This is a genomic window from Dactylosporangium sp. NPDC050688 (genome assembly GCF_040654515.1).
Taxonomy (GTDB): domain Bacteria; phylum Actinomycetota; class Actinomycetes; order Mycobacteriales; family Micromonosporaceae; genus Dactylosporangium.
The window spans coordinates 53,387-75,768 of sequence record NZ_JBFAIC010000026.1 but is presented as its reverse complement, the minus strand read 5'-3'; the positions used below and the strand labels follow the sequence as shown (position 1 = coordinate 75,768).

Annotated in this window: 16 protein-coding genes and 2 pseudogenes; 7 read left to right on the top strand and 11 right to left on the bottom strand. The window is 73.1% G+C overall.

Going from position 1 to position 22,382, the window contains the following annotated elements:
- Window positions 1-46: 46 nt before the first annotated feature.
- Complete coding sequence (locus AB0H83_RS24585) at window positions 47-391, top strand: YrdB family protein (protein WP_360098205.1); 345 nt, start codon at window positions 47-49, stop codon at window positions 389-391.
- Window positions 392-467: 76 nt separating this feature from the next.
- Here the strand turns inward: AB0H83_RS24585 and AB0H83_RS24580 are convergent, their stop codons facing one another.
- Entirely contained in the window at window positions 468-725 is a 258-nt protein-coding gene (locus tag AB0H83_RS24580; RefSeq protein WP_360098203.1) for a hypothetical protein, read from the bottom strand.
- 209 nt (window positions 726-934) lie between these two features.
- Here AB0H83_RS24580 and AB0H83_RS24575 point away from each other — a divergent pair, with 209 nt between their 5' ends.
- Window positions 935-1,645: an STAS domain-containing protein gene (locus AB0H83_RS24575; RefSeq protein ID WP_360098201.1), complete on the top strand. Its 711-nt coding sequence runs from the start codon at window positions 935-937 to the stop codon at window positions 1,643-1,645.
- 2 nt (window positions 1,646-1,647) lie between these two features.
- On the opposite strand, the gene AB0H83_RS24570 is transcribed toward AB0H83_RS24575, so the two are convergent.
- Complete coding sequence (locus AB0H83_RS24570; protein WP_360098199.1) at window positions 1,648-2,193, bottom strand: hypothetical protein; 546 nt, start codon at window positions 2,191-2,193, stop codon at window positions 1,648-1,650.
- Between the two features lie 528 nt (window positions 2,194-2,721).
- Window positions 2,722-6,828, bottom strand: a complete 4,107-nt coding sequence (locus AB0H83_RS24565) for a trypsin-like peptidase domain-containing protein (protein ID WP_360098197.1) — start codon at window positions 6,826-6,828, stop codon at window positions 2,722-2,724.
- A 104-nt stretch (window positions 6,829-6,932) separates the two neighbouring features.
- Between AB0H83_RS24565 and AB0H83_RS24560 the strand changes: the two genes are divergently transcribed.
- The 3 genes from AB0H83_RS24560 to AB0H83_RS24550 all read left to right on the top strand — a co-directional run bounded on the left by AB0H83_RS24560 (window position 6,933) and on the right by AB0H83_RS24550 (window position 10,271).
- Window positions 6,933-7,256, top strand: a complete 324-nt coding sequence (locus AB0H83_RS24560) for a CU044_2847 family protein (RefSeq protein ID WP_360098195.1) — start codon at window positions 6,933-6,935, stop codon at window positions 7,254-7,256.
- Window positions 7,257-7,743: 487 nt separating this feature from the next.
- Window positions 7,744-9,144: a hypothetical protein gene (locus tag AB0H83_RS24555; protein WP_360098193.1), complete on the top strand. Its 1,401-nt coding sequence runs from the start codon at window positions 7,744-7,746 to the stop codon at window positions 9,142-9,144.
- Window positions 9,141-10,271 carry a hypothetical protein gene (locus AB0H83_RS24550; protein WP_360098191.1) on the top strand — a complete coding sequence of 377 codons (1,131 nt, stop codon included), beginning with the start codon at window positions 9,141-9,143 and terminating at the stop codon, window positions 10,269-10,271. Before AB0H83_RS24555 ends, AB0H83_RS24550 begins: the two co-directional genes overlap by 4 nt.
- Window positions 10,272-10,370: 99 nt before the next feature.
- Here AB0H83_RS24550 and AB0H83_RS24545 read toward each other — a convergent pair.
- From AB0H83_RS24545 to AB0H83_RS24520, 6 genes and pseudogenes are all read right to left on the bottom strand, one after another.
- Window positions 10,371-10,529, bottom strand: a pseudogene (locus tag AB0H83_RS24545) (IS66 family transposase); the annotation flags it as partial.
- A gap of 77 nt (window positions 10,530-10,606) precedes the next feature.
- Window positions 10,607-10,687 (bottom strand): annotated as a pseudogene (locus AB0H83_RS24540) (DUF6444 domain-containing protein); the annotation flags it as partial.
- Between the two features lie 820 nt (window positions 10,688-11,507).
- Complete coding sequence (locus AB0H83_RS24535) at window positions 11,508-13,484, bottom strand: hypothetical protein (protein WP_360098189.1); 1,977 nt, start codon at window positions 13,482-13,484, stop codon at window positions 11,508-11,510.
- A 215-nt stretch (window positions 13,485-13,699) separates the two neighbouring features.
- Window positions 13,700-14,020 carry a hypothetical protein gene (locus tag AB0H83_RS24530; protein ID WP_360098187.1) on the bottom strand — a complete coding sequence of 107 codons (321 nt, stop codon included), beginning with the start codon at window positions 14,018-14,020 and terminating at the stop codon, window positions 13,700-13,702.
- 77 nt (window positions 14,021-14,097) lie between these two features.
- Window positions 14,098-14,886: a hypothetical protein gene (locus AB0H83_RS24525; RefSeq protein ID WP_360098185.1), complete on the bottom strand. Its 789-nt coding sequence runs from the start codon at window positions 14,884-14,886 to the stop codon at window positions 14,098-14,100.
- Between the two features lie 490 nt (window positions 14,887-15,376).
- Window positions 15,377-15,505: a DUF6289 family protein gene (locus tag AB0H83_RS24520; RefSeq protein WP_360098183.1), complete on the bottom strand. Its 129-nt coding sequence runs from the start codon at window positions 15,503-15,505 to the stop codon at window positions 15,377-15,379.
- A gap of 245 nt (window positions 15,506-15,750) precedes the next feature.
- Here AB0H83_RS24520 and AB0H83_RS24515 point away from each other — a divergent pair, with 245 nt between their 5' ends.
- Window positions 15,751-16,293, top strand: coding sequence for a DapH/DapD/GlmU-related protein (locus AB0H83_RS24515; RefSeq protein ID WP_360098181.1), 543 nt, complete (start codon window positions 15,751-15,753; stop codon window positions 16,291-16,293).
- 53 nt (window positions 16,294-16,346) lie between these two features.
- On the opposite strand, the gene AB0H83_RS24510 is transcribed toward AB0H83_RS24515, so the two are convergent.
- Entirely contained in the window at window positions 16,347-19,616 is a 3,270-nt protein-coding gene (locus AB0H83_RS24510; RefSeq protein WP_360098179.1) for a hypothetical protein, read from the bottom strand.
- 618 nt (window positions 19,617-20,234) lie between these two features.
- On the opposite strand from AB0H83_RS24510, the gene AB0H83_RS24505 reads away from it, so the two are divergent.
- The gene (locus tag AB0H83_RS24505) at window positions 20,235-21,479 is read left to right on the top strand and encodes a hypothetical protein (protein ID WP_360098177.1); all 1,245 of its coding nucleotides are present in this window, start codon (window positions 20,235-20,237) and stop codon (window positions 21,477-21,479) included.
- A 22-nt stretch (window positions 21,480-21,501) separates the two neighbouring features.
- On the opposite strand, the gene AB0H83_RS24500 is transcribed toward AB0H83_RS24505, so the two are convergent.
- The gene (locus AB0H83_RS24500; RefSeq protein WP_360098175.1) at window positions 21,502-22,284 is read right to left on the bottom strand and encodes a thiamine pyrophosphate-dependent enzyme; all 783 of its coding nucleotides are present in this window, start codon (window positions 22,282-22,284) and stop codon (window positions 21,502-21,504) included.
- Window positions 22,285-22,382: the final 98 nt, after the last annotated feature.

Genomic DNA, 22,382 nt, shown 5'->3' with positions numbered 1-22,382 from the left:
CGATATCGTCTCCGGTAGATGCCGGTCGACCCCTTGGAGAAGGTTGATGCTCGCTGGACTGCAGATGGTGAACCTTGCGGTGCGGTTCCTGGCCGAGCTGGCGGTGCTCGCCGCCGTCGGCTACTGGGGCTTCACGCTCAACGCCGGCGGGCTGGTCAAGGTCGCCGCCGGCGTCGGCGGCCCGCTGCTGCTCGTGGTGATCTGGGCGCTGTGGGGCGCACCGAAAGCGGCGATGAAACTCGACGGTGCGGCGCACCTCGTCCTTGACGTGGCGTGGTTCGGCTCCGGTGTCCTGGCGCTGTGGGCCGCGGGCCGTCTCACGTGGGCGCTGGTGCTGGGCATCGTGTACGTGGTCAACCTGGTCCTGATCCTCGTCTGGAAACAGGGCTGACCTTCCACCGGCGCGGACACGGACAGGGGCGCGGCTCGCATCGTGGCGGGCCGCGCCCCTGTGTCCGTGGTGTCCGTCAGGCCCTGCGGGCCGCTTCGGCGCAGCGGAACGCCGCGTAGTGCCGCCGCCTGCGCCCGTCGGGCGGGCACCGGTGCGGCCCGCGACGGTGCTCGCCGCGCTTGGCCGCCCGCCGCCGCGCCGGGACCGGGTCCGTGGCCGGGTAGATGCCGGGCAGCGGCATCGGTGACACGAACGCGCCGTACGCGACGAGACCCTCGGTGACGAGCCCGAACAGCTGCCGGGCTCCCCGCCACACCACTTTCACCAGCGCCATGCCGCGAGGCTGCCCGGGCCGGGTTAAGCGCCGCTAAAGGTGTTCATCGTCCATGCCGCCATCAACCCGTGGCGTCCGCGGCGGCCGGCTCGGCTGCTCGACGTCGATCGATGTCCTTCTTCCGGGGGAATGTTGTTTGGCGCGGCGTGTAGGAGGGTATGGACGGCGCCCGCCGCGGCGCTCCGCCCACTCGCCCAGTGGAGGGACCGTTGGAAGATCTTGCCGTCTCCATCGAGGCGCTCCTGGTCCGTGATGCGCAACTGGTACGAGCCACCGGCCGCCTCACCGCAGGCAACCGGCACCGTCTGCGCAGGGCGGTCCTCAAGTGCCTGGCCGAGTGCCCGGTCGCGGTCATTGTCGACGTGGCCGGCCTGGAGCTGGACGAGCCGCAGGCGGTGACGGTGTTCGTGGCGCTGCACCGGGCGGCCGCGGCCGCGAACGTCCAGCTGCTGCTGCAGGGCAGCCACGGGCTGCTCGCCGAGCGGGTCAGGGTGCTGGACCCGGCACTGCGGCAGTTCCGCAACCTCGCCGAGGCCGTCGTCGCGATCGGGGCACCGCCCCCCGACGGCCGCTGGCTGCACCGGCGGTTCGCGCCGGGGCCGGAGATGCTGAGCCTGGCCGGGTGCCTCGTCGCCGATGCGTGCTCGGTGTGGCAGGTGCCGGCACTCATCCATCCGGCGCGGTCCGTCCTGTACGACCTGATGCGGCTCGGCCAGGGCTGCCCGGCGGCACACGTGCACGTCGTGGTCGCGCTGCGCCGCACCGGGCTGCTGGTGAGCGTGCGCAGCCAGCTCGTCGCCGGGCACTGGCCCGGCTGCTCGCAGCACCGGCCACGGCGCTGGTCCACGGCCGTCATCCACCACTCGAGGCCCCCCGACGGGCACGCCCGCTGGGCGCTGCTGCCGGTCGAGCCGGGCTGAGCTCAGGGCAGGCTGAGCACGATCCGGTCGACGGACGGTGCGTGGCCGTCGGGGTTGGACACGGTGATGGTGTTGTCGCCCTTGCGGAGCTGGACCTTGAGCGTCGAGCCGGTGCAGCAGGTGGAGCTGCCGGTGGGCGTGGCCGGCTGCGGGTCCTGGCCGGCGACGGTCACCACGGCGGTCCTGGTCCGTTCGTTGTCGATGTTCACGTGGAACAGCCGCAGCGTGTACGTGCCCGCGACCGGCACGCTGATGTGCTGGAAGCGCAGGAACCCGTCGCCGGCGCGGCTGCTCCAGTCGCCGATGTTGCGCACGATCGAGCCGCCGGAGGCGCCCGGGTACCGGTCGACCCACGCCGATCCGCCGAGGGCGTTGCCGGGCGCCTCGGCCTCGAAGGTGACCGGCCCGAACGCCGCCGCCGTCGACGAGCGCGGCGGGCCGCTCGTGGTTCGTGAGGCCGCGGGCGACGGTGAGGCGGCCGGCGAGACGGAGGCCGGCGACGCGGAGGCCGGTGTCTCGTCGGCCGGCACCGGGCCGGGCATGGACACGCCGGTCCACGAAGGCGCGCCGGCCGGGGCAGCGGCCCGCCGCCCGGGGCAGCGGCCCGCCGCCCGGGGTCGTCGTCGCCGAAGAGCGCCGCCACGAGCGCGATGGACAGCAGCGACAGCACCGTGGCGACCCCGGCGACGATCAGCCGCGCCCGCCAGGGCCCGAGCACGCCGCGCAGCTGGGACGGCTCGCCGGCGGCGTGCCACCCGTCCCGGTCCGTGGCCGGGGGCCAGTCGGCCCCGGCGTCCGGCGAGGCAGGCGCCGCGCCCGCCGGAGCAGGCGCCGGGTCCACCGGCGGCGTCGCTGCGGCCGCGGCAGCGGCGGGGTCCGGAGGGCCGGGCGGTGGCCGTACCCCCGCAGCATCCACCGGATCGGAGGACGGCGCGGCGCCGGCCAGCCACGGTGGCACCCGCAGCGGTTCGGCGTCTCCGTCGGCAGCCGTCATGGACCACGAAGATAACGACCCGGGTGCGAGTTGGCCAGACGTCAGGTGGCTCGAACCGTCCCCGCCAGGTCCGTGATCTCTGTCAGACGTGCAGGCTGACCGTGATGATCCCGGCGGCGACGCCGATCGCCAGCGTGTTCGACACCTGCGTGCAGGCGAGCACCTTGTGGTACACGGGGATGGAGATCACGGTCGCCTCCATGAGCGGGTCCCACAGCCGCACGGTCCGGTCGGAGCTGCCGCTGGCCAGGAACGGGTAGCCGTCCACCGGCACCGGCAGCACCACGTTCACCGCGTCGGTGTGACCGGTGAGCACCGCTTCCTGGCGACCGGTGTACGGGTCCCACAGCCGCACGGTCCGGTCGGCGCTGCCGCTGGCGAGCAGCACCCGCCCGTCGACGGTGACCGGCATGACCGTCTTCACCGCCCCGGTGTGCCCGGCGCAGGTCTGCAGGAGCTCACCGGTCGCGGGGTCGGTGAGCCGCACGGTCCGGTCGACGCTGCCGGTGAGGAGCAGTTCCCGGCCGTCGACCTCGACGGGGACGACCGCGCTGATCCCGCGGCTGTGGACGCTGTGCCGATCGACCCGGGACGGGGGACGCCGCCCGAGGAGGCCGCGGCGGCTCACCGGGTCCCACAGCCAGATGGTGCCGTCCTGGCCCGCCCCGGCGAGCAGGGTCCGTTCGTCGAGCGTGATCGCGCACAGGTCGTTGATCGCGCCGGTGTGGGTGGCGAACAAGGACTCCTCGCCGCGGCCGAACGGGTCGCGCACCTGGACCGTGCCGTTGTCGGTGGCGCTGGCCAGCAGGATCTGTCCTTCGGTGCGGAGCTCGCACACGGAACGGACGCCGACCGGATTGCGGTTGCCGATCGCGCCCTCGTGCCGGCCGGTGGCCGCGTTCCAGAACCGCACCGTCCCGTCGGTGCCAGCGGTGGCGAGCAGGGTGCGGCCGGGCAGCTCGATGCGGCACACCGCATTGACGCCGGCGGTGTGGTCGGCCGGGTCGGGGCGCCGCTGCCCGATCGCCGGGTCCCACAGCCGCACCATCCGGTCGGAGCTGGCGCTGGCCAGCAGCACCCGGCCGCGGACGGTGACCTGACACATCGCGTTGACCTCGCCGGCATAGCCTTTCAAGGTCCGTAGCACGTCGCCGGTCAGCGGGTGCCGCAGCCGGACCGTGCTGTCGTCGCTGACGGCGGCCATCAGGACCCGGCCGTCCAGGACGATGGGGCACAGCGCCATCTGGGGCGCGGCCGCGCTCCAGCACTCGTGCTTGTAGGCGCCGGTGACCGGGTCCCAGAGCCGCACCCGCCGATCGCCGCAGGTGCCGGCGAGCAGCACCTGGTCGCCGGCCCGCACCTGCCACAGGGAGAACACGGCGCGGCCGGCCGTCGTCATCTCCCGCTCGAGATAGCCGGTCGCGGCGTCCCACACCTTCACGGTGTGACCGGCCCCGCCGCTGGCCAGCCGGACGGTGTTGCCGACGAGCACCAGGCACAGGGCGTTGATCTCGCCGTCGTGGGTGGAGAAACTGCGCTGCAGCCGGCCGGTGACCGGGTCCCAGATCCGCACGACGCCGTCCTGGCCGCCGGTGGCGAGACAGACGGTCTCGCCGACCACGACCTGGCACAGCGCGTTGACCTCGCCGTCGTGCCCGGTCAGGATGCGGTCCTGCCGGCCGGTGGCCGGGTCCCAGATGCGGACGGTGTGGTCCTCGCCGGCGGTGGCCAGCCGCACGGAGCCGTCGACGTCGAGCCGGCAGACGGCGTGGACGGCGCCGTCGTGACCGAGCAGGACCCGCTCCTGCCGCCCGGTCGCCGGTTCCCAGATCCGCACGGTGCCGTCGCGGCCGCCGCTGGCGACGCGGGTCGAGCCGTCGACGTTGATCTGGCACACGCAGTACACGGGGGCGGTGTGACCGTCGAGGACGGCCCGTTCGACGCGGGAGGTGACCCATGCCCAGACCGCCCGGTACGGCGCGTCGCGGGTGTGGGTGAAGCGGTGCTCCAGGCGTTCCAGGGCCTGCGTCACGCTGAACAGCGCGGCACGTTCCCTCGGATCCGCCGGGATGGCGCGCGGGGTCAGCTGCAGCAGCCGGGCCCGGGCCCGTCCCTCGGCGGTGGCGACGTGGTCGACCAGCGGCGTCAGCCGGGTCAGGTCGGCGTGCAGCAGGTACTCGTCGTCGGTGAGCAGCTCGTGGATGATGCCGGCCCGGTCGGCGTGCGTCGGCAGCGACTGCAGCAGGTAGCGGTCCAGGTGCTGCCACGACGAACGGCGCCCGAGGGCGATCAGGCCGTCGGTGAGCGCCCGCTCGTCGGTCTGCCGGCCGCCGAACCGGCGTTCCCGCTCGTTGAGCAGCGCGTCGTTGAGCGCCTGGTGGAACAGGCGGTACTGGCGGACACCGGACTCGCTCGTGGTCTCGATGAGGAAGTTCGCCGCCGCCGACCTGGTGAAGGTGACGAGACTGTCCGGGTCGACCCGCGCGCCCAGCGATGCCAGCGCCACCGACCAGATCTCCGCCGAGATGCCCGGCAGCTGCGCGTAGGCGAGGGCGGTCAGCACCAGCCGGGCGGGCACCGACGCGACCGGGACCAGCCGGCTCAGGTAGCTGTTGAGCGCAGCGTCGACGGTCGCGTCGAACGCGAGGCGGGCCGGCTCCGCGGCGGTGGTGTCGTAGAGGCCGTGGGCCCGGGCGACCAGGCCGGCGATGAGGAAGTTGCGGTCGGCCAGGGCGGCGATGCGCCGCGCGACCGGCGCCGCGACCGCCGGGTCGGCGTACGGGTTGGCGGGCCGTTCGGCCCCGACCAGCTGCAGGGTGGCGAGGGCGTACGCGGCGAGGTCCTCCTCCTCGAAGTACCCCTCGTCGTCGAGGTTGAGCACGTTCGCCGCGGAGCCGAACGAGCCGAACAGGTCACCGCCGTCGTCGGCGTGGCGGGTGCCGACCAGCAGCTGCGCGCCGACGTCGGCGCAGGTCTGCGCGACCGGCAGGACGATCGCGGTGACGATGAGGCGGGCCTGCACCGGGTCGACCGCCTCGTCGAGCGCGTCGATGACGACGTTGAAGCGCCGTCCGGGCCGCTGCCCGAGCACCTCGCGCAACGCCGGGGCGAGCTGGTCGACCTCTTCCGGCAGCCGCGCCGACGCGGCCCGGGCGATCTCGGCGGCGACGTCCAGGGCACTCTTGCCCTTGGCGTGCACGGCGCAGGCGATCGAGCCGAGCGTCGCCCGCACGTTGCGGTCGTCTGCCGGCAGCGCGGCGACGATCCCGGCGTTGGCCGTGGTGACGACCCGGCCCAGCACCGCGGACTTGCCGACGCCGGGTGAGCCGGTAACGACGAGGACCCGCCGATCCGGCACCGGCCGGTCGAGCCACGCCACGACCCGCTCGAGTGCCGCCGTGCGCCCGCGGAACCGGTAGCCGCCCTCGCTGTCCACCGACACGCCGCGCCCGCGGGGGCGCCAGTGCCGCACCGCCTCGGCGTCGGTGTCCAACGACCATCCCCACGCGGCGAGCGCGGACTCGCTGGCCGCGTTCAGCGTCCACGCGGTGAGCGCGGCGAGACCTTCGTCCGGCAGTTCGGCGATCGCCTGGTGCAGGGTCAGGGCCAGCGCGTCGCCCTGCCGGTCGCCGCCGCGGCGGACCTGGCCGACGAGCGCGACGACGGCACCGTACCGGGCGGACCACAGCCCGCCGCCGCTGAACCCGGGCCGGACCGGGTACCTGGACTCGGTGTGCAGCAGCACCCAGCCGTACGCGAGGTCGGTGCCGACGGTGCCGTGCGCGTCGGCGCCGTGGTCGGAGTCGGCCGGGAAACCGAACGCCCACCACCGCTCGTCGACCAGGTCGGCGGCCTGCGGGCTGCGCAGCGGCGCGGGCGTCACCTGCGCCGGGACAGGTTCGGTGAGCACGAGGATCGCCAGATCGTCGGCGTCGGCGACGCGGACCTCGGCGACGACGCGCCGCACGTGCCGGGCCACGCCGGCCTTCGGGAACGCGACCCACAGCGGTGACTTCGCCGCGATCGCGTCCTGCACCACGTGCTTGCAGGTCAGGATGCGCTGCGCGTCGATGACGACGCCGGCGCCCAGCGCCTGCCGCTCATTGGTGGCGGCGTACACCGCCGCCGCCCACGGCGCTTCGCGTGGCCGGAAGGACGGGGTTTCACCCGCGATGGTGACACCTCCCATACATTCAGAACTGTCGCTGCGAGAATTATGTATGGCGACGCCTGGAGTCGATACGATCACCCGTCCGGGGCGTGTCGGCGCCCGTCCGGCAGAAGGAGTCGTCGATGGCCGAAGTGGTCCGGTACACGCTGGACGACGGTGCGGTGGTGTTGTTCGAGGTCGAGCCGCTGGACGGGTTCGCGGAGGCGTCGACGGACCGGGTGGTGGGGCGGATCCGGGAGGCGGTCGCCCCGGCGGTCCGAGCCGCTCGCGAGGTCCTCGACCAGGTGAAGGCGCACGGGCCGAGCGAGGTCGAGGTCAAGTTCGGGGTCAAGGTCACCGGGAAGATGGACTGGCTGGTGGCCAAGGCCGCGACCGAGGGCAGCTTCGAGGTCACGCTGAAATGGCAGCCGGGCGCGGAGTCCGCCGACCCGCCGGCCGCCCAGTAACCGCAGGGCGTTCGCACCCCTGTCACCCGCCATCCCCCCGCATCCGCGCGCCGCCCGTTCCTGACGGACGGCGCCGGCGGCGAGGTGCCGCCCCCGGCCCAGGACCGAGACGGCGCCCGTGAACAGGACCGGTTCGCGCCGGGCCGGGGGCCGGGTGCCGCTCAGCGGAGCTGGTACACGCGGAAATAGTCGGACAGGGCGGTCGCCTGCGGGTCGCTGCCGCCGTGCGAGACCAGGCCGATGCGGGGCGCCGGGCCCGGCGGCAAGCGCGGCGGTGAGGGCACGAGCCGGCGGTCTCGTGCATCACTTCTACGACGTTGTATACATCGTTATAAAGGCGGATGCGGGTCGATGGCGGCGCGGATATGCTGGCGGCGGCCGGTCGCGGGACTGTCCGTGCGACTTCCGGAACCCGCCTCTGAAGCGATGCTTCGCAGTTCGCGCGTCGAGCTCCCCGACCGGCCCCCAGACGGAAGGTGGGTGGCCCGTGGAGCTTGCGGGGCTGGCCGAGCGGGTCGCGTGCGAGGACGTCGTCATGTTCGTCAACGCCGCGGTCACGTCCACCGGGCAGCGGGAGTTCCACGCCGGCGCCGCCGAGCAGTGCCTGTCCCTGGCGTTCCTGCACGAGTACGTGCTGGTCAACTACCGCGAGCTCTACGCCGCCACGCTGGCGCTGGACGTCAACGACTTCAACGCCGGGCTCGTCGTGCTCAACCTGCTGCGCACCGCGCGTGACATGCCCCTGCCGCGGCGCAAGCTGGAGGGCGCGCTGATCGCGGCGAGGCTCCGGTCGTTGCCGCCGCAGCGCGTGTACCGCCTGCTGCGCACCCTGCGGGCGGAGGGCGTCAACAACCGGCGCACCCGCGCGATCGTGCGGGACTGGGTCGCGGCCCGGCCGGACCTCGCCTTCGACGCCGTCAAGTACCGCCGCCACCTTGCCGGCGCCGCCCGCCACGCCCACCTGCGGCTGCCCGAGGAGGTCGGCACCATGCTGTTCGACTGGCGGCGGCCCAAGCGCTACGCCACACCGATCCTGGAGACGTGGCGGCGCGCGCACTACGACCAGCGTGCCGTCTTCGAGCTGCCGTACACGGTCGCGGAGGGCTTCGCCGCCCGGCACCGCATCGACCGGGCCCGGCTGCTGGCCCGCGCCGGCGGGCAGCTGACCGGGCTGGAGCGGCTGCGCCTGCAGCGCGCCACCGGCGTCGGCGTGGACCTGCATCGGACCCCGCTGACCCGCCTCGCCGGATACGTGCTGTCGCTGCCCCGGCCGGAGCGGGCCCGCCGCCGCGACGAGCTGACCGCGGCGCTGCGCGCGGCCGCCCAGCGCGCCGCCGGCAGCCGGGCGGGCACCTGGGGCACCGTCGTCGCCGTGCTCGACGACAGCTACTCCGCATCCGGCTCCGGCGTGAAGCGCCGCCGCCCCCTCGCCGTCGCACTCGCCATGCACTACCTGCTGGAGGCTCTGGCCACCCGGCACCATCCGGTGTGGCTCACGCACACCGGCGACCCGCTGCTGGTGCACCCGATCGGCGCGACGCCGCTCGGGCAGCGGCTCCTCGACGGGCTGCGGCTGCGCCCCGACCGGCTCGTCGTGGTCTCCGACGGCTGGGACAACGCGCCGCCCGGGCAGGCCGCGGAGGTGCTGCGGGTGTGGCGCGAGCGCCTCGACCCCGAGGGGCGGACCTCGATCGTGCACCTCAACCCGGTGTACGACGCCGACGCGTTCGACGTGCGCCGGCTCGCCCCGTCGGTGCCGACGGTTGGGATCCGCGACGCCGAGGACGCGCCCGCCCTGGTCGAGCTGGCCCGGTTCTCCACCGGCACCACGACCTTCGCGCGGCTGCGCGCGTACCTCGACGACCTGGTGGAAGGGTTTCTGCGATGATCACCGGCCTGCGGACCGGCCCCGCCCAGACGTGGGGCGCGGTCCGGCTCGTGCCGTTGCTGCGCGCCGCCCCGATCACCGGGCTGCGGCTGCACGCCCGCCTGCACGACGAGGACGAACTGTCCATCGTGGAGCTTTCGGCGCGGGAGGCGTACGTCGCCTACGTGCCGCACGCATTCGTCGCGACGTGGACCGCGGACGGCTCGCCCGCGGCCGCGTACGGCACCCAGCTCGTCGACCCGCGCGAGCCGGGCCTGCCACGGGCGATCGGGCTGCGGTTCCGCCGCCGCATGGCCCGCCGCGAGGACCGCCGCCGCCTGCGGTTCCTGCCGCTGCACCTGGCCCTGGAGGGCTTCCTGGACCTGCAGTTCGGCGGGCCGCCGATCGCCTGGCAGGAGTGGACCCACCGGGCCGTCACCCAGGGCCTGTCACCGCGGGTCGAGGAGGCCTACGCGGGCGCGGCGATCACCGGCCTCGACGACGCCCTGCGTATCTTCGAGATCCACCCCACGCAGTGCGGCGTGGTGCTGTACCTCGCCGACGCGCTCGCCGCCGTGTTCGTCGTGCCGCACCCCGACGACTACCGGGCCCTGCACCCGACCCTGCTGCGCGACTTCTACGGCGAGCTGCTGTACCAGTACGCCTCGCTGTTCCCGGACGTGCCGGACCTCCACCAGCCGCTGGACGCCGCCGCGGTGTCCACCGTGGACGACCTGCAGGCACAGCTGACCCGAGCGGCGGCCGGATGGGCGGCGTTCCACGACGACACCATGCTCACGGTGGCGTCCGGGACGAGCCGGCCGGTGTACCGCATGGGCCGCTACACGCTGTCGCGCTTCCTGCCCCCGTTCGATCCGGCGACGGACAACCACATCGGCGAGGTCATCACGGACGAGGACGGCACCGTCGCGTACCTCAAGACGTTCCGGCTGTCGGCGGCCCAGACCCGCCGCGGGCACCTGCTGTCCCGGCTCGCCGCGACCGGCTGGGACCTGGACGCGACCGCCGCGGCCCTGGGCACCGACCGGCGCGACCTGGTGCTGCGGCTGGACCGGGCAGGCTTCGGCCACCTGCTGCGCCCCGACATCCTCGACGCCTGCCGCGCCGCGGCCCGCCGCCGCGACTGACCACCCGCCGCGAAAGAGCGGCATCGGCCGGCCGGCGGGCCGGCGGCGGTGCCCGGCGTGGACCGTCAGCAGCGGGGTACACGCCACGTGCAGCCAGCGCAGGCGTCCCGCGACGCGCAGCCCTGTCTCGTCGAAGTGGACCACGCCGCTGCAGCGCACGGCGGCGGCGACCCGTTCGTGGAACGGTCCCAGCCCACCCGCGGTGAGCGCGGGCTGCCCGACCAGCCACCCGGCCGACACCGGTGCCCCGAGCAGCATCGTCAGGATCTGCGCGTACCGGGCGACCGGCAGATGATGCCCGACCAGCAGCCACGTCCCGGCCGCGGCGACACCCCATCAGATGCCGGCGGCTTCGACGAGTTCGACGAGCCCAACCCCAACCGGCGCCGCAACTGCGCGACCTCAGCCCGCAACGCCTCAATCGTCGCCGCCTGCTCAGCAATCACCACAGCCTGCGCAGCCACCAACCCCGCCAGATCGACAGGCATCACAGGCTCCGACACCCCCACGATCGTCCTACAACCAACCATCACCATCGATCAGACACGCCGACCACCTGAATAGTTACTCGGGTGGCCGTCCGGGCCATTTCTGTCCGTGGATCACGGGGCACGGCGGCTGGCGCACGACCCGCGCCCGCTGGACGGTGATCGGCTCATGTCGAACGCCGTGATTCGCCCTTGCCCAGCCGCGTTGCCCGCGATCCGGCCGGCCTCGCCGGCCGGCGCCTGCCTTGATCCCGTTCGGTTGTCGGCGCTCGCCGCCGCCCGATGATCGAAGTCGTCGGGTGGTCATTGGGGTGGCCATTTCCGTCCTTGGATCACCGGGGGCACGGCGGTGAGCGCACGACCCGCGCCCGCCGGACGGTGATCGGCTCATGTCGAGCGCCGTGATTCGCCCTTGCCCAGCCGTGTTGCCCGCGATCCGGCCGGCCCGCGCCGGTCCGGGCTGCCCGTGGTCCGGGCTGCCCGCGCCGGTTCGGCCGGCGCGGTGGTGCCTGCCTTGGCCCGGCGGTGCGCGGATCCGCGGCGGGTACGGGCGCCTTGCCGGCGGTCAGGTGAAGGGTCTCGCAGGGTGTCCGCCGCAAGGGTCCTGCGTGACGACCCGGCCCAGGTCCAGGCGGTCCTCGACGCCGGTGCCGAGGACCGCCGGCCGCCGGATCCGATACTCCGGCCAACGAGAAGCGGCGTCATCGGGCCGGTCAGCCCGATGACGCCGCCTGGTCATGTCGACGAACTACTTGACCTTGTACTTCTGCGGTGTGCCCACGGACGTCCCGGTCAGCGGCGCGGGGGGCTGTTGCACCCCGTTGGCCTGGACCGAGGCGCCTGCCGAGCCGGGGATGAACTCGAACGTGCCGGACACGTCGACCACGACATCGACTCTCCAAGCGGCGTTGAAGATGTTGAAGTCGTTGTGCCCGCCGACGCCGATGACCGCGGCGTTCGACTTGAGGTCGTTGCGGACCAGGTTGAGGTTGCTCACCGTCGGCTGCGCCGCACCGTTGGCCCACAGGCTCAGGTACGTCGAGTTCGACGGGTTGACGCCGGTCACGTTCGAGACCAGGGCGACGGTGTAGTCGCCGGCGACGGACGCCGGTGCGTTGACCGTCTGCGTGCCACCGCCGGTGAAGGTGCCGGCACCGAGCCCGTCGCGGGTGTCGACGATCCGCGTCGGGGTCATCGGGTGGAACCGCAGGCCCCCGGGGACCTGCCCGTCGTCGTAGAACCCGAAGATGTCCACGATGATGTGCGTGTTCCCGCTGGACATGTTGGCCACACCGATGGACGGGTAGCCGACGTTGCCGTTGCCGCTGCACTCGTAGAAGCACATCGACGTCGGTACGATCGCGAAGTTGGGCACGATCGAGTTCGGCGTGAAGTTGAGCGTGGACGCGGTCGGCAGGCCGCCGTAGCCGCTCCAGGTGGTGATGTACCCGCCCTGGGTCGGATTGACCGCCGTGATGTTGACCGCGAGCGCCCGGATGTGCGGGTCGAACTGGGCGCCGTAGCTGACCGGCAACCGGATCCACTCGAAGCCACCGAACGGTCCGCCGAAGCCCGGATCACGACTGTCCAGGATGCGTTCCGGGACGGTGCGCCAGTACTGACCTGCGGGATAGTCATTCTGGCTCTGGTCGTAGCCGTAGTAGTAGCCGAGGACGTCGGCGACCACGTTGACATTGCCACCGGGGTTGTAGATGTCGACCTGGCCACCGGCGCCCATCGGCACCGTCACCGAGTTGGCCCCGACCCAGCCTGCCTGGTAGTTCAGGTTGGAGGCGAGAGGCCGTGCGATGCCGGTCGGGAAGACGGTGAGATAGCCGGCCGAGGTCGGCGAGACCACTGTGACGTTGAGGACGACCGCGGAGATGCTGCCCTGCGGTACCCCACCACGACCGCTCACCTGCAGGTGCAGCGTCTGGTTCGGGCCGAGCGGGGCCCTCGGCGCGCCGTTGCCTTCCCGGGTGTCGAGGATCCGCGACGGCGTCATCGGCTGGTAGGTGCCTTCCGCGCCGAGCCGCCCGGTGATGGAGAGGGGGAAGCTGCGCTCGCCGAGGTCGCTGTTGTCGACCATCGTCAGCTTCGCGAACGCATCGCCGATCTTCGTCGGACCCGCTTGCAGGGTCACCGTGCAGGTCTGGCCGTACGACAGCGCCGTGCCGGCACAGGTGTCACCGGTGACCTTGAATGCGGCCGCGCCGGTGCCGTCGATCGTCGGCGCCTGCAGCTCGATCGGCCGGCTGCCGGTCGAGGTGAAGGTCACCGTCTTGGTGACGGCGTGGCCGAGGCCCACCGTGCCGAAGCCGCCCCAGGTCGGCACCTGGGTGACCTCGGCGTACCCGCGGTTGGAGTGCCATCGGATCTCGCCGAAGAGCTCCATGCAGGTCTGCTGGTGGTAGGTGGCCGCGATGGTGGCGACGGCGTGTGTGCTCGGATCCCGCGTGATCTCGTGGATCGTCACCGAGCCTTCACTGGTGTTGCAGCCGGACCCCTGCCCGCTGACATCCAGCGAGTAGTGGGTGGCGTCGCCCATCCGCGTGGTCGGGTAGGTGCCGACCGCCAGTTGCTGGCCGGTCGCCGCCGCCACGTTCACGCTGTAGTTGTCGCCACTGGCTGCCCGTGCGGTGATGTAGAAGCCCTCTTCGCCCCGCATGGTCAGCGTGAGAGTGGCGTTGTCGGGAGTGAAGCTGTTGCTCCAGGTCCCGTTCATGGTGAAGGCGTCGTACGGAGCGGTCGGCGCTGCGGCACTGGCAATCCCAGGCAGACCAGCGAGGGTGAGGGAGACCGCTCCGAGGACGACGCCCAGCCTGCGCACAGTGCGCATCTGACCCCCGTCATCGTCGTGTCGCTTTTGCGACGGGCGTACATTAGCGACTTTCATGTATGCCGACAATCCCGTCGGCCTGCGCGACCCCGCTGACCCGATCAGCTCCTCATGATGGGTCGACGGCGGCAGCGGTACCGACGGGAATCTTGAACGTCAAGGTCGTGCCATGACCCGGGCGGCTGCTGGGTGCCGTCGTGCAGGTCGCGTTCGAGCCTGCGGCGGGTCTGGTCGCCCGCCTCGACGATGCGGGCGCTGGCCGCGGTCAGGTCGGCGCGGGCCTGCTGGTTGGTGATGGCCAGCCCGGCGAGGTCGGCGGTGTGCACCGTGGGGGCCGCGCTGTCCGGGTCGTGGCGGATGATCGCGGACGTCTCGGCGTGCAGGAGCTGGCCCACCTCGCGTACAGCCTTCGAACCGCTCATGACGGCGGCACGGTGGGAAGGCCGGCAGCGCGTCGCGGTCCGACCAGGCAAGCGTATGCCGCCGCGCGGCGGGCGGGTCAGGTCGCCGGCCGGGCCACCGCGACCGGCCGGGCACGCCAGACGGTGTAGGCGGACCGGAGTCGCTCCCGCTCCTGCTGCGTACCGATGGCGTGGCGGCGCTCCGGATGGTCGGCGTAGTGGCGTACCACCGTCGCGACGAAGACGCGGTCGACGTCGAGGTGGATGAGCGGGACGTCGAGGTGTTTCGTGCGCCCGTCCGGCGTCCGGTACAACAGCCGCATGGCCAGACGACCGCCCGGGTGCGGCCCGCCGGGCAGCAGGGCCTCCCACCGGAGGTCCCGGGCACGGCCCAGCGCCGGGCGCACGGTGACGCCCGCCGGGGTCAGCACGAGCGACTCACCGGGCAGCCACAGCCCGACGACCGCGAGCACCGCCAGCACGGCGGCGAGCGCTACGAAGACGGGAACGACGCCGGGCACCGTCGACAGGCGGATCTGGTCGGTGTCCGGCACCCGCTCGTACGGGATCAGATTCCCCGCCTGCCACATCATCACGATCGACCAGCAGCCCCGCACCGTGTGCTTCGGCGGCACAACGAACGCCTGCCCGGCCGGGGCGAGCTCGAACGTCGCCGGCCGGCGGCGCGGTGGGCGGGTCAGCCACAGGTAGCCGCCGACCGGGCCGGCCAGGGCCAGCACGAATGCCAGCATGCCGACCGAGAACGCGAGCGCCGTCGGCTCGACCCGCCACAGCAGCGGCTGCAGCACGAACTTCTGCGTCACCGTGGCCACCAGTGCGACCACGGCGGCAACGGTGCCGACGAACCGGTCCCGCGCCAGCGACATGAGCAGACTCTAGGCACGTCCCGCCGCGTACGGGAGCCGCCGTTCGGCCAGGCCGCCGGGCGGTCGCGGCGACCTTCGTCGCGGGCGGCGGACCCCAGCCGTCGACGAGCGGCAGGTCGTGGTTGACCCATGCCTCGAGGCGCTCGGACAGGGCGGTCTTGCCGATGCCGCCGAGCCCGTAGAACGTCAGGACGTTGTGGCGGGCGGTCTCGACGTCGCTGTCCTGGTCGAGCAGCCGGCGGAAGCGGGCGAGCGTCGAGGTGAACGCCTGCGACTCGGACTCCCGGTCGGTGAACAGCTCGCCCGCGTGCGGCAGCCCGCCATGGCGGTCGGCAGCGCCCGGCAATGGAACGCGCATACAGCAATTCCTATGCGGCACCACGGTGGGTGACAAGGCTGCCACCCGATTCCTGGCCGACCGCCGTCCATGAATGGCCGGTCCTCCGCGCACCGCTGCCGAACGTCGCGATCGGCACCGGCCCGTCGGCCGTCAGCAGGGGGTGAAGAACACCTGCCTGATGCCGGACGTCACGCCCCAGCTGCCGGCGGGCTGGCCGCAGCCGGTCCACGACTGCCCGATGAGCTGGGTCTTGCCGGCGTCGGCGTAGTACGCGAACACGATGAGCAGGTCGCCGCCGGGCGGGGGTGGCGGCCCCGGCGAGCACGGCGCCGGTGGCCAGCAGGGCGAGCAGCATGCGACGGATCATGTCCATCCCTTCGACAATGGTCTATGTCGCGACCATCATCAGCGCTCGCGGGGCGCTCCACAATGCGCCGGCCGGCCCCAACCGCCGGTGGTGCGCATCTACGGTGTACCGGCGCGCCCGTACCACTCGACGACCACACCACCAGGAGAAACCCGACGTGACCGGTGACCACCTGATCCGCATCCACAGCCCTGAGTTCCGGGCGATGTCCGAGCGGGTGCTGCGGGTCACCGAGCTCACGTCCCGCCTGAACGTGCTGCCGTTCGACGACGAAGCGGGCAAGGCGGAGCTCTTCGCCCGGATCCTCGGCCGGCCGCTGCCGCCGAACGTCACCATCTACCCACCGTTCTACACCGACCACGGGCTACGGCTGGAGCTCGCCGAGCGGGTGTTCATCAACCAGAACTGCACGTTCCTGGACTACGCCGGCATCCGCCTCGGCGAACGCGTGATGGTCGGCCCGAAGGCCACGTTCATCACCGTCGGGCACCCGGTCGACCCCGCACCGCGCCGCGAGTGGCTCACCGGCGCGCCCATCGACGTGGCCGGCAACGTGTGGATCGGCGCCGGCGCGACGATCCTGCCCGGCGTCACCATCGGCCGCGACGCCGTCATCGCCGCCGGCGCGGTGGTCGCCGACGACGTCCCGGCGGGGACCCTGGTGACCGGCCCGAAGGCCACCGTCCGCCGCCAGTGGTGACGGCAATTCGTTGGGGCCGAGCGGGTCGGCCTGCCGTGGGCGGCGGCGCCGGGTCAACGGCAACCGATGTAACGGGAGTCCGTCCGGTACGTGCGGGCCAGGCACACGGTGCGCTGGAGCTCACCGGTGTCGGTGCGCCACTGCACTACCCGCTGGTCGAGCGCGGCCAGCACCGTCCGGCCGTCAGGGGCGAACGTCAGGCCGGTCGGCTGGCCGGGGCCCGGATCGGCGAGCCGGTGCCGCCGCCGCCCGGTGGCGCCGTCCCACAGCCACCCGGTGCGGCCCTGGACACCGGCCGCCAGTGCGCCGTCGGCCGACAGCGCCAGGACCACCGGCACGAAGTCGAAGGCACCGTAGTCATACTCCAGGAGGTGGGTCTCGCCGGTGGCGGTCTCCAGCACCCCTGGCCCGCCGTCGGCAGAGACGATCATCCTGGCGCCGGTGCCGGACACGGCGATCACCCCCGCGTGCGATGGTTCCCCGGCCTGGCTGCCGTCGCCGACCCGCCACGATCTGGTCGTGGATGTCGGGTCGGTGGTGATCAGGGTCCGGCCGCCGTCGATGAACCAGACATCGACGATCGTCTCCTTCTGCTTCGCAAGCGTCGCCACGGGCTCGCCGGTCGACGGGTTCCACAGCCGCACCGACCGCCCGCCGGTCACCGCCAGCAGCCGGCTGTCCGGCGAATACACCAGCCGGCCGTTGCTGTCGGGGTCGGCCACGGTCAGGGTCCGCAGCGCGCCGCCGGTCGCGGCGTCCCAGATCCGCGCGGTGCCGTCCCTGCCGCGGCTGGCGAGGGTGGCGCCGTCGCCCGCGAAGGCGATGCTGATGACCCGGCCGGTGTGGCCGGTCAGCGTGCGCACCGTCGCGCCGGTGGCGTCGACGATGCGGACGGCGCCGTCGTCACCGCCGGCGGCGATGGTGCCGTCCGGCGCGACGGCGAGCGCGGTGACCTCGTCGACGAAGCCGGGCAGCGCGAGGAACGGCTTGCCGCGCACGGCGATCGCGGACGCCACGACGGCGGCGGCGAGCGCCACCGCGACGGTCCACAGCACCGCCGGGCGCAGCCATCGCAGCTCCAGCCAGCGGACGGGTTCGACCCGCAGGCCGGCCAGGTAGTCCCGGATCGTGGCGTGGCGGAACTGGTAGACCGCGCCGGCCTGCCGCACGACCTGCCGGTCCAGCGCGGTGTCCAGCAGCGAGCGGAAGTGCGGGCGGCGGCCGTGCCGCAGCCACAGCACCAGCTCGGCGAACTTCAGCGCCGGGACGGCCCGGGTCGCCAGGCCCATGGCGAGCGCCGCCGTGACCCCGCCGCCGACGCCGACCGTGAGCAGCAGCCAGGTCACGAAGCGCCCGTCGAGCCCCAGCCAGTCCAGCCCCGGAAGGTGGCCCAGCCAGCCGGCGGCGAGCAGCCCCGCGGTCAGCGTCGCACCCGCCGCCACGACCAGCGTGGCGTATACGGCGTTGACCGCCCGGTCACCCGCGTAGCTGTGGTCCGGCGTCGTGGCGGACGAGTCGGTCAGCGAGCGGGTGGACAGGTTGACCACGGTCGCCGCGAGCACCGTCGCCACGAAGGCCGCCGGGAGCGCGACGACGCCGGCCGCGACGCCGTACATGACAGCGTTCACCACGCCCTGCCCGAACCCGGCGAAGGCGAACCCGATCGCCGCGGTCAGCGCCAGGATCCACGCCACCGTCCACGCGACCCTGGCGGCATCGCCCAGGGCGTCCCCGATCGCCGTGAATGTGTGCAGGCCGGGCCGCTGCGCGACGAAGACGCGCGGGCCGTGCACCGGCGCCGCCTGCCGGGGCGGCGGATCCGGTGCCCCGCGGGGCGGGCCGGCCGCCGGCATCCGCAGCAGCCGCGGGTCGGACACCACGGCGGTGACCGCCGAGCCGGCCGTCACGGCGACGACGAGGCCGACCAGCAGCCCGGTGTTGACCGCCGCGGTCAAGGGCACCGTGCGCCCGGGCCAGTCCAACGCGGCGGTGATCACCGTGACCAGCAGACCCGCGGCCAGCCCGGCGGCGAGGCCGTAGAACACGCCGTGCCCGCGGTTGCGCAGCCACTGCGGGATCCTCCACCACGCGACGTCGGGATGCCGGTCCACCCGCCGGGCGATCCAGGACAGCCAGAACAGCGCGTCGTCGCGGGCGTCCCGGTCCGGGTACGCCTGGTCGACAAACCTGCCGATCAGGTGCCGCAGCAGGGCCCGCTCGTCCGGGAACCGGTCTTCGGCGATCAGCTCCGTCGGGTCGCCGTCGGCCGCGTACGTCTGCCTGGCCAGCGCCAGCGCCAGCGGCGTGTTCAGCGCTGTCGCCGCCACGCTGCCGGGGTGGTCGCGCAGGTACGTGGCGACCGCCTGCCACGCGGCGCGGCGCGGCCCGATCCGCCCGGTGACGAGGAAGCCCTCGACGGACGCGGGGTCGGTGGGCAGCAGCTCGACGACCGCGGCCGCGCCGAGCTGGCCGTCGTCCAGCGCCGCCGCGTACTCGTCCGGCCGGCTCGTCAGCACGACCCGCAGGCCGACGGCCTGGTCGTCGATCGCCCGCAGCGCCGCGCCGCGTGAGCGCTCCGGCAGCTCGTCCAGGCCGTCGAGGAACAGGGCGATGCGTTCGCGGCGCAGCAGCTCGGCCATCACCCGCACCGGACCGGTGCCGCGCACCGCCGTGCCGTAGTCGCGGGCGATCGTCGTCGCCGCCCACTGCAGCAGCGGCGTGGCAGGGTCCCAGCCGCCGAGGGACAGCAGCACAGGCACCGGCTGCGCCCTGTCGGCCTGCCGGGCGGCGAGCGCGTCGAGCAGCAGCGTGAGCAGCGCCCCGGTCTTGCCGGCGCCCGGCTGCCCCAGCACCACGATCCGGATGTCGGCCGGCAGCGGCTGATAGAGCCCCGCGCCGAGTTCCCCGGCGGTGCCTTCGGTACGCAGTCCGGGCGCGTCGCGACGGAAGTCCTCCGGCGGCGCGGCCACATCCAGGCTTGCCCACCGCCACCGCACCACGACCGGTGCCGCCACCTGACGCAGGCCGCGCAGCTGCGCCTGCTGCCGCCACACCCACGACATCTCCCGCGCGATCTGGTCGACGGCCTCCCGCTCCTGCTCGGCGCTCAGCACCGCAGGCAGCGTCAGCACGCCGGCTTCGCGATCGTGCGACCGCGGCAACGCGGCGATCCCGGCGAACAGCGCCGCGATGCCGATCACGGTCCCCACGACCGCGGCGTTGTTGACCAGACGGGCACTGACCTCAGGGCCCGCCGTCATCAACCAGATCCCACCGGCGACCAGCACCGTGCACAGGACCATGAGCGCGCGGCGTACCCTCATCGCCTCAGTCTGTCACCACCCGTCCAGAACCCGGTGCCGCGACACTTCGGTCCGGTCACCTGAGCGGGGGCGGGGTGGAGCGGGCACTGGAGAAGCGTTACGGTTCTCGATCGGTGGCGTGTTGCGGGGGCAGCTCACGGGGGGCGGCTCCCGGCCATGCCGTATCGGGAGGCTGGTGACATGGGGGCGAACGGCGACGGGTGGCCTCCGCCCGCCCGGTTCGGGCCGGCCGGCGACCAGGGGCAGCCCGGCTGGGCTGCGCCGCCCGGGGGCTCCGGTGCGGTGCCGGGCGAGATATGGAATGAGACCGATCCCGACGAGCGCACCGCCGAGCATCGGATGGTGGTGCCGTCAGGGATGCCGCCGGTGTCGTACGGTCCAGCCGCGAGCCTCGCCGCACCGCCGGTGACGCCACCGGCCCTGATGCCTCCCGCCGCACCGCCCGTCCCGCCGACCGCGCCGTCTGCTCCCGCCTCGCCGGCGTCTGTGGCACCGGCGTCTGTGGCAATGGCCGCGCCGTTGCCGGCGCCCGTGCCGATGCAGGTGTCGGCGCCGCCCGTGTCGGGACCGCCGGCGGTCTTCGGCGACGTCGCGCCAGGTACGCCGGCGCCGCCGTTCATGGCTGACGCTCCCCCGCCGCGACGCGGGCGGCTGGGGTTGATCCTCGCCGCCGCCGGGCTCACCCTGCTCGTCGTGCTCGGCACCGTCGCCGCCGTCAAGCTTTCCGGGTCCGGTGGCAGCACGCCGCCGGTCGCGGCGCAGGACGCCGATCCGTCCAGGGCGGGCGACGAGGCCACCGGCGGCTCCGCCGCACCCGACGGGGAGCGGGACGCCGCCTCGCCCCTGCCCAGCGCCTCGGTGCCACCCGCCCAGCTGAAGCCCGGCTTCCGGCTCAGCGCCGGGCAGGCGTTGCGGTCGCCGAACGGCAGGTACACGCTTACCCAGCAGCCGGACGGCAACCTGGTCCTCGCCGACGAGGCGAAGCAGGTCCGGTGGTCGTCGCAGACGCCGGGGAACTCCGGTGCGTACGCCAGCTTCAACCGTGACGGTGATTTCGTCGTGTACGGCAAGAGCGGCGCCGTCCTGTGGCGCAGCGCCACCGGTGGCAAGGGGACGCTGCTGGAGGTGCACGACGACGGCACGGCCGTGGTGGTGCAGTCCGGCAGGCAGGAGGTGTGGTCGAGCCAGACGGAGCACGGGCAGCTGTACCCCGGGCAGGCGCTGATCGCCGGGCAGCAGCGGCGCAGCGCCGACGGGCGGTTCACGCTCGCCCAGTACGCCGACGGCAACCTCGTGGTGGTCAACGCCGACAAGAAGGTCATCTGGAGCGCGCAGACCAGCGGCCACGCCGGGGCGTCGACGCAGATGCAGAACGACGGCAACCTCGTCGTGTACGGGACCGGCAAGCAGCCGCTGTGGTCGTCGGGCACGTACGGCACCGCAGGCGCGGCGGCGGTGGTCAACGCCGACGGCAACGTCGTGCTCACCGCCGGCGGGAAGGTCCTGTGGGGCACCACGACCGACGGCGTGAGCAAGGTGACCGTCGGGCAGCGGCTGCTCGCCGGGCAGTCCCGGACGGCGCCGAAGGGCGGCTACACGCTGCTGCAGCAGCCCGACGGCAACCTGGTGCTGCGCAACTCGGCGAAGACCGTCGTGTGGAGCAGCGGCACCAGCGGGCACCCCGGCGCGTCGACCCGGATGCAGACCGACGGCAACCTGGTGGTCTACGACGCCAAGGGCACCGCGCTGTGGAGCACGAAGACGTCCGGCAAGGCCGCCACGTACCTGCTGGTCCAGGACGCCGGGTCGGCCGTGCTGTACACCGCCGCCAAGAAAGCCGTCTGGACCAGCAAGCCCGCGTGAAGATCGGCACAGACCCCGCCGGTCAGTCGGTCTTCCAGCCCGCGTTGCTGGGGATCGACTTGTCCGCCACCACGACCTCGATGATGGACGGGCCGCCCGTGTTGGCCAGGGCGTCCTTCACCGCGGCGGTCAGCTCCCCGTACGTGCCGACCCGCCAGCCCTGGCAGCCGAAGACCTCGGCGAGCCGGCTGTAGTTCCACGGGTGCAGCACGCACGACTGGTAGAACGGCTTGTCCGTGGTGAAGACCGAGGCGTCGGCGAGCCACTGCTCGACGCCGTACACGCCGTTGTTGATGACGAAGATGATTGGGTCCAGACCGAAGCGGGTCTGCGTCGACAGGCACTGGGCCGTCATCTGGAACCCGCCGTCGCCGGAGAACACCATCACCCGCTGGTTGCCGTGGCAGCGCTCGGCGAACTGCACGTAGTCGTTGAGCGTCTGCACCGACCCGCCCGGACGCACCGGCAGGTTGGCCTTCGCCACCTCCATGGCGGTGATGGCGCCGTCGCGGACCCAGTTGAACACGTAGTCCTCGTCGATGCCGGCGGTGTCGGCCGGGAACGACGGCGCGGCGATGATGCAGCCCGGCTTGGAGTCCTTGGAGTGGTCGCCGGGGGCCTGGGGGTCGCTGAAGATGAACCCGTCGCTGGCGATGTTGCGGAACATCATCGCGTATATCAGCGGCACGAGGGACGGCAGGTCGACGGTCCCGGGTGCCAGGGAGTTCTGGACCAGGGCCCGGGGCTGCGACGTGGCGTCCGAGCGGTTGGTACGGGCAGGGGCGTGAAGCGTGGTTTGGGACATCGGGGTACGCCTTTCATGTCCGACGAGCGGGAACAGTTGGGGCGCCGGGGCGCGGTCATTCGCGCCGGCAGCTGATGCGCACGTCCTGGCGGACATGT

Coding starts and splice junctions, on each gene's coding strand:
- AB0H83_RS24565 (WP_360098197.1), bottom strand. CDS start 6,828: ATGGGAGGTGTCACCATCGCGGGTGAAACCCCGTCCTTCCGGCCACGC.
- AB0H83_RS24585 (WP_360098205.1), top strand. CDS start 47: ATGCTCGCTGGACTGCAGATGGTGAACCTTGCGGTGCGGTTCCTGGCC.
- AB0H83_RS24500 (WP_360098175.1), bottom strand. CDS start 22,284: ATGTCCCAAACCACGCTTCACGCCCCTGCCCGTACCAACCGCTCGGAC.
- AB0H83_RS24525 (WP_360098185.1), bottom strand. CDS start 14,886: ATGTCGCTGGCGCGGGACCGGTTCGTCGGCACCGTTGCCGCCGTGGTC.
- AB0H83_RS24560 (WP_360098195.1), top strand. CDS start 6,933: ATGGCCGAAGTGGTCCGGTACACGCTGGACGACGGTGCGGTGGTGTTG.
- AB0H83_RS24535 (WP_360098189.1), bottom strand. CDS start 13,484: ATGAACGGGACCTGGAGCAACAGCTTCACTCCCGACAACGCCACTCTC.
- AB0H83_RS24580 (WP_360098203.1), bottom strand. CDS start 725: ATGGCGCTGGTGAAAGTGGTGTGGCGGGGAGCCCGGCAGCTGTTCGGG.
- AB0H83_RS24530 (WP_360098187.1), bottom strand. CDS start 14,020: ATGAGCGGTTCGAAGGCTGTACGCGAGGTGGGCCAGCTCCTGCACGCC.
- AB0H83_RS24505 (WP_360098177.1), top strand. CDS start 20,235: ATGGCTGACGCTCCCCCGCCGCGACGCGGGCGGCTGGGGTTGATCCTC.
- AB0H83_RS24510 (WP_360098179.1), bottom strand. CDS start 19,616: ATGAGGGTACGCCGCGCGCTCATGGTCCTGTGCACGGTGCTGGTCGCC.
- AB0H83_RS24550 (WP_360098191.1), top strand. CDS start 9,141: ATGATCACCGGCCTGCGGACCGGCCCCGCCCAGACGTGGGGCGCGGTC.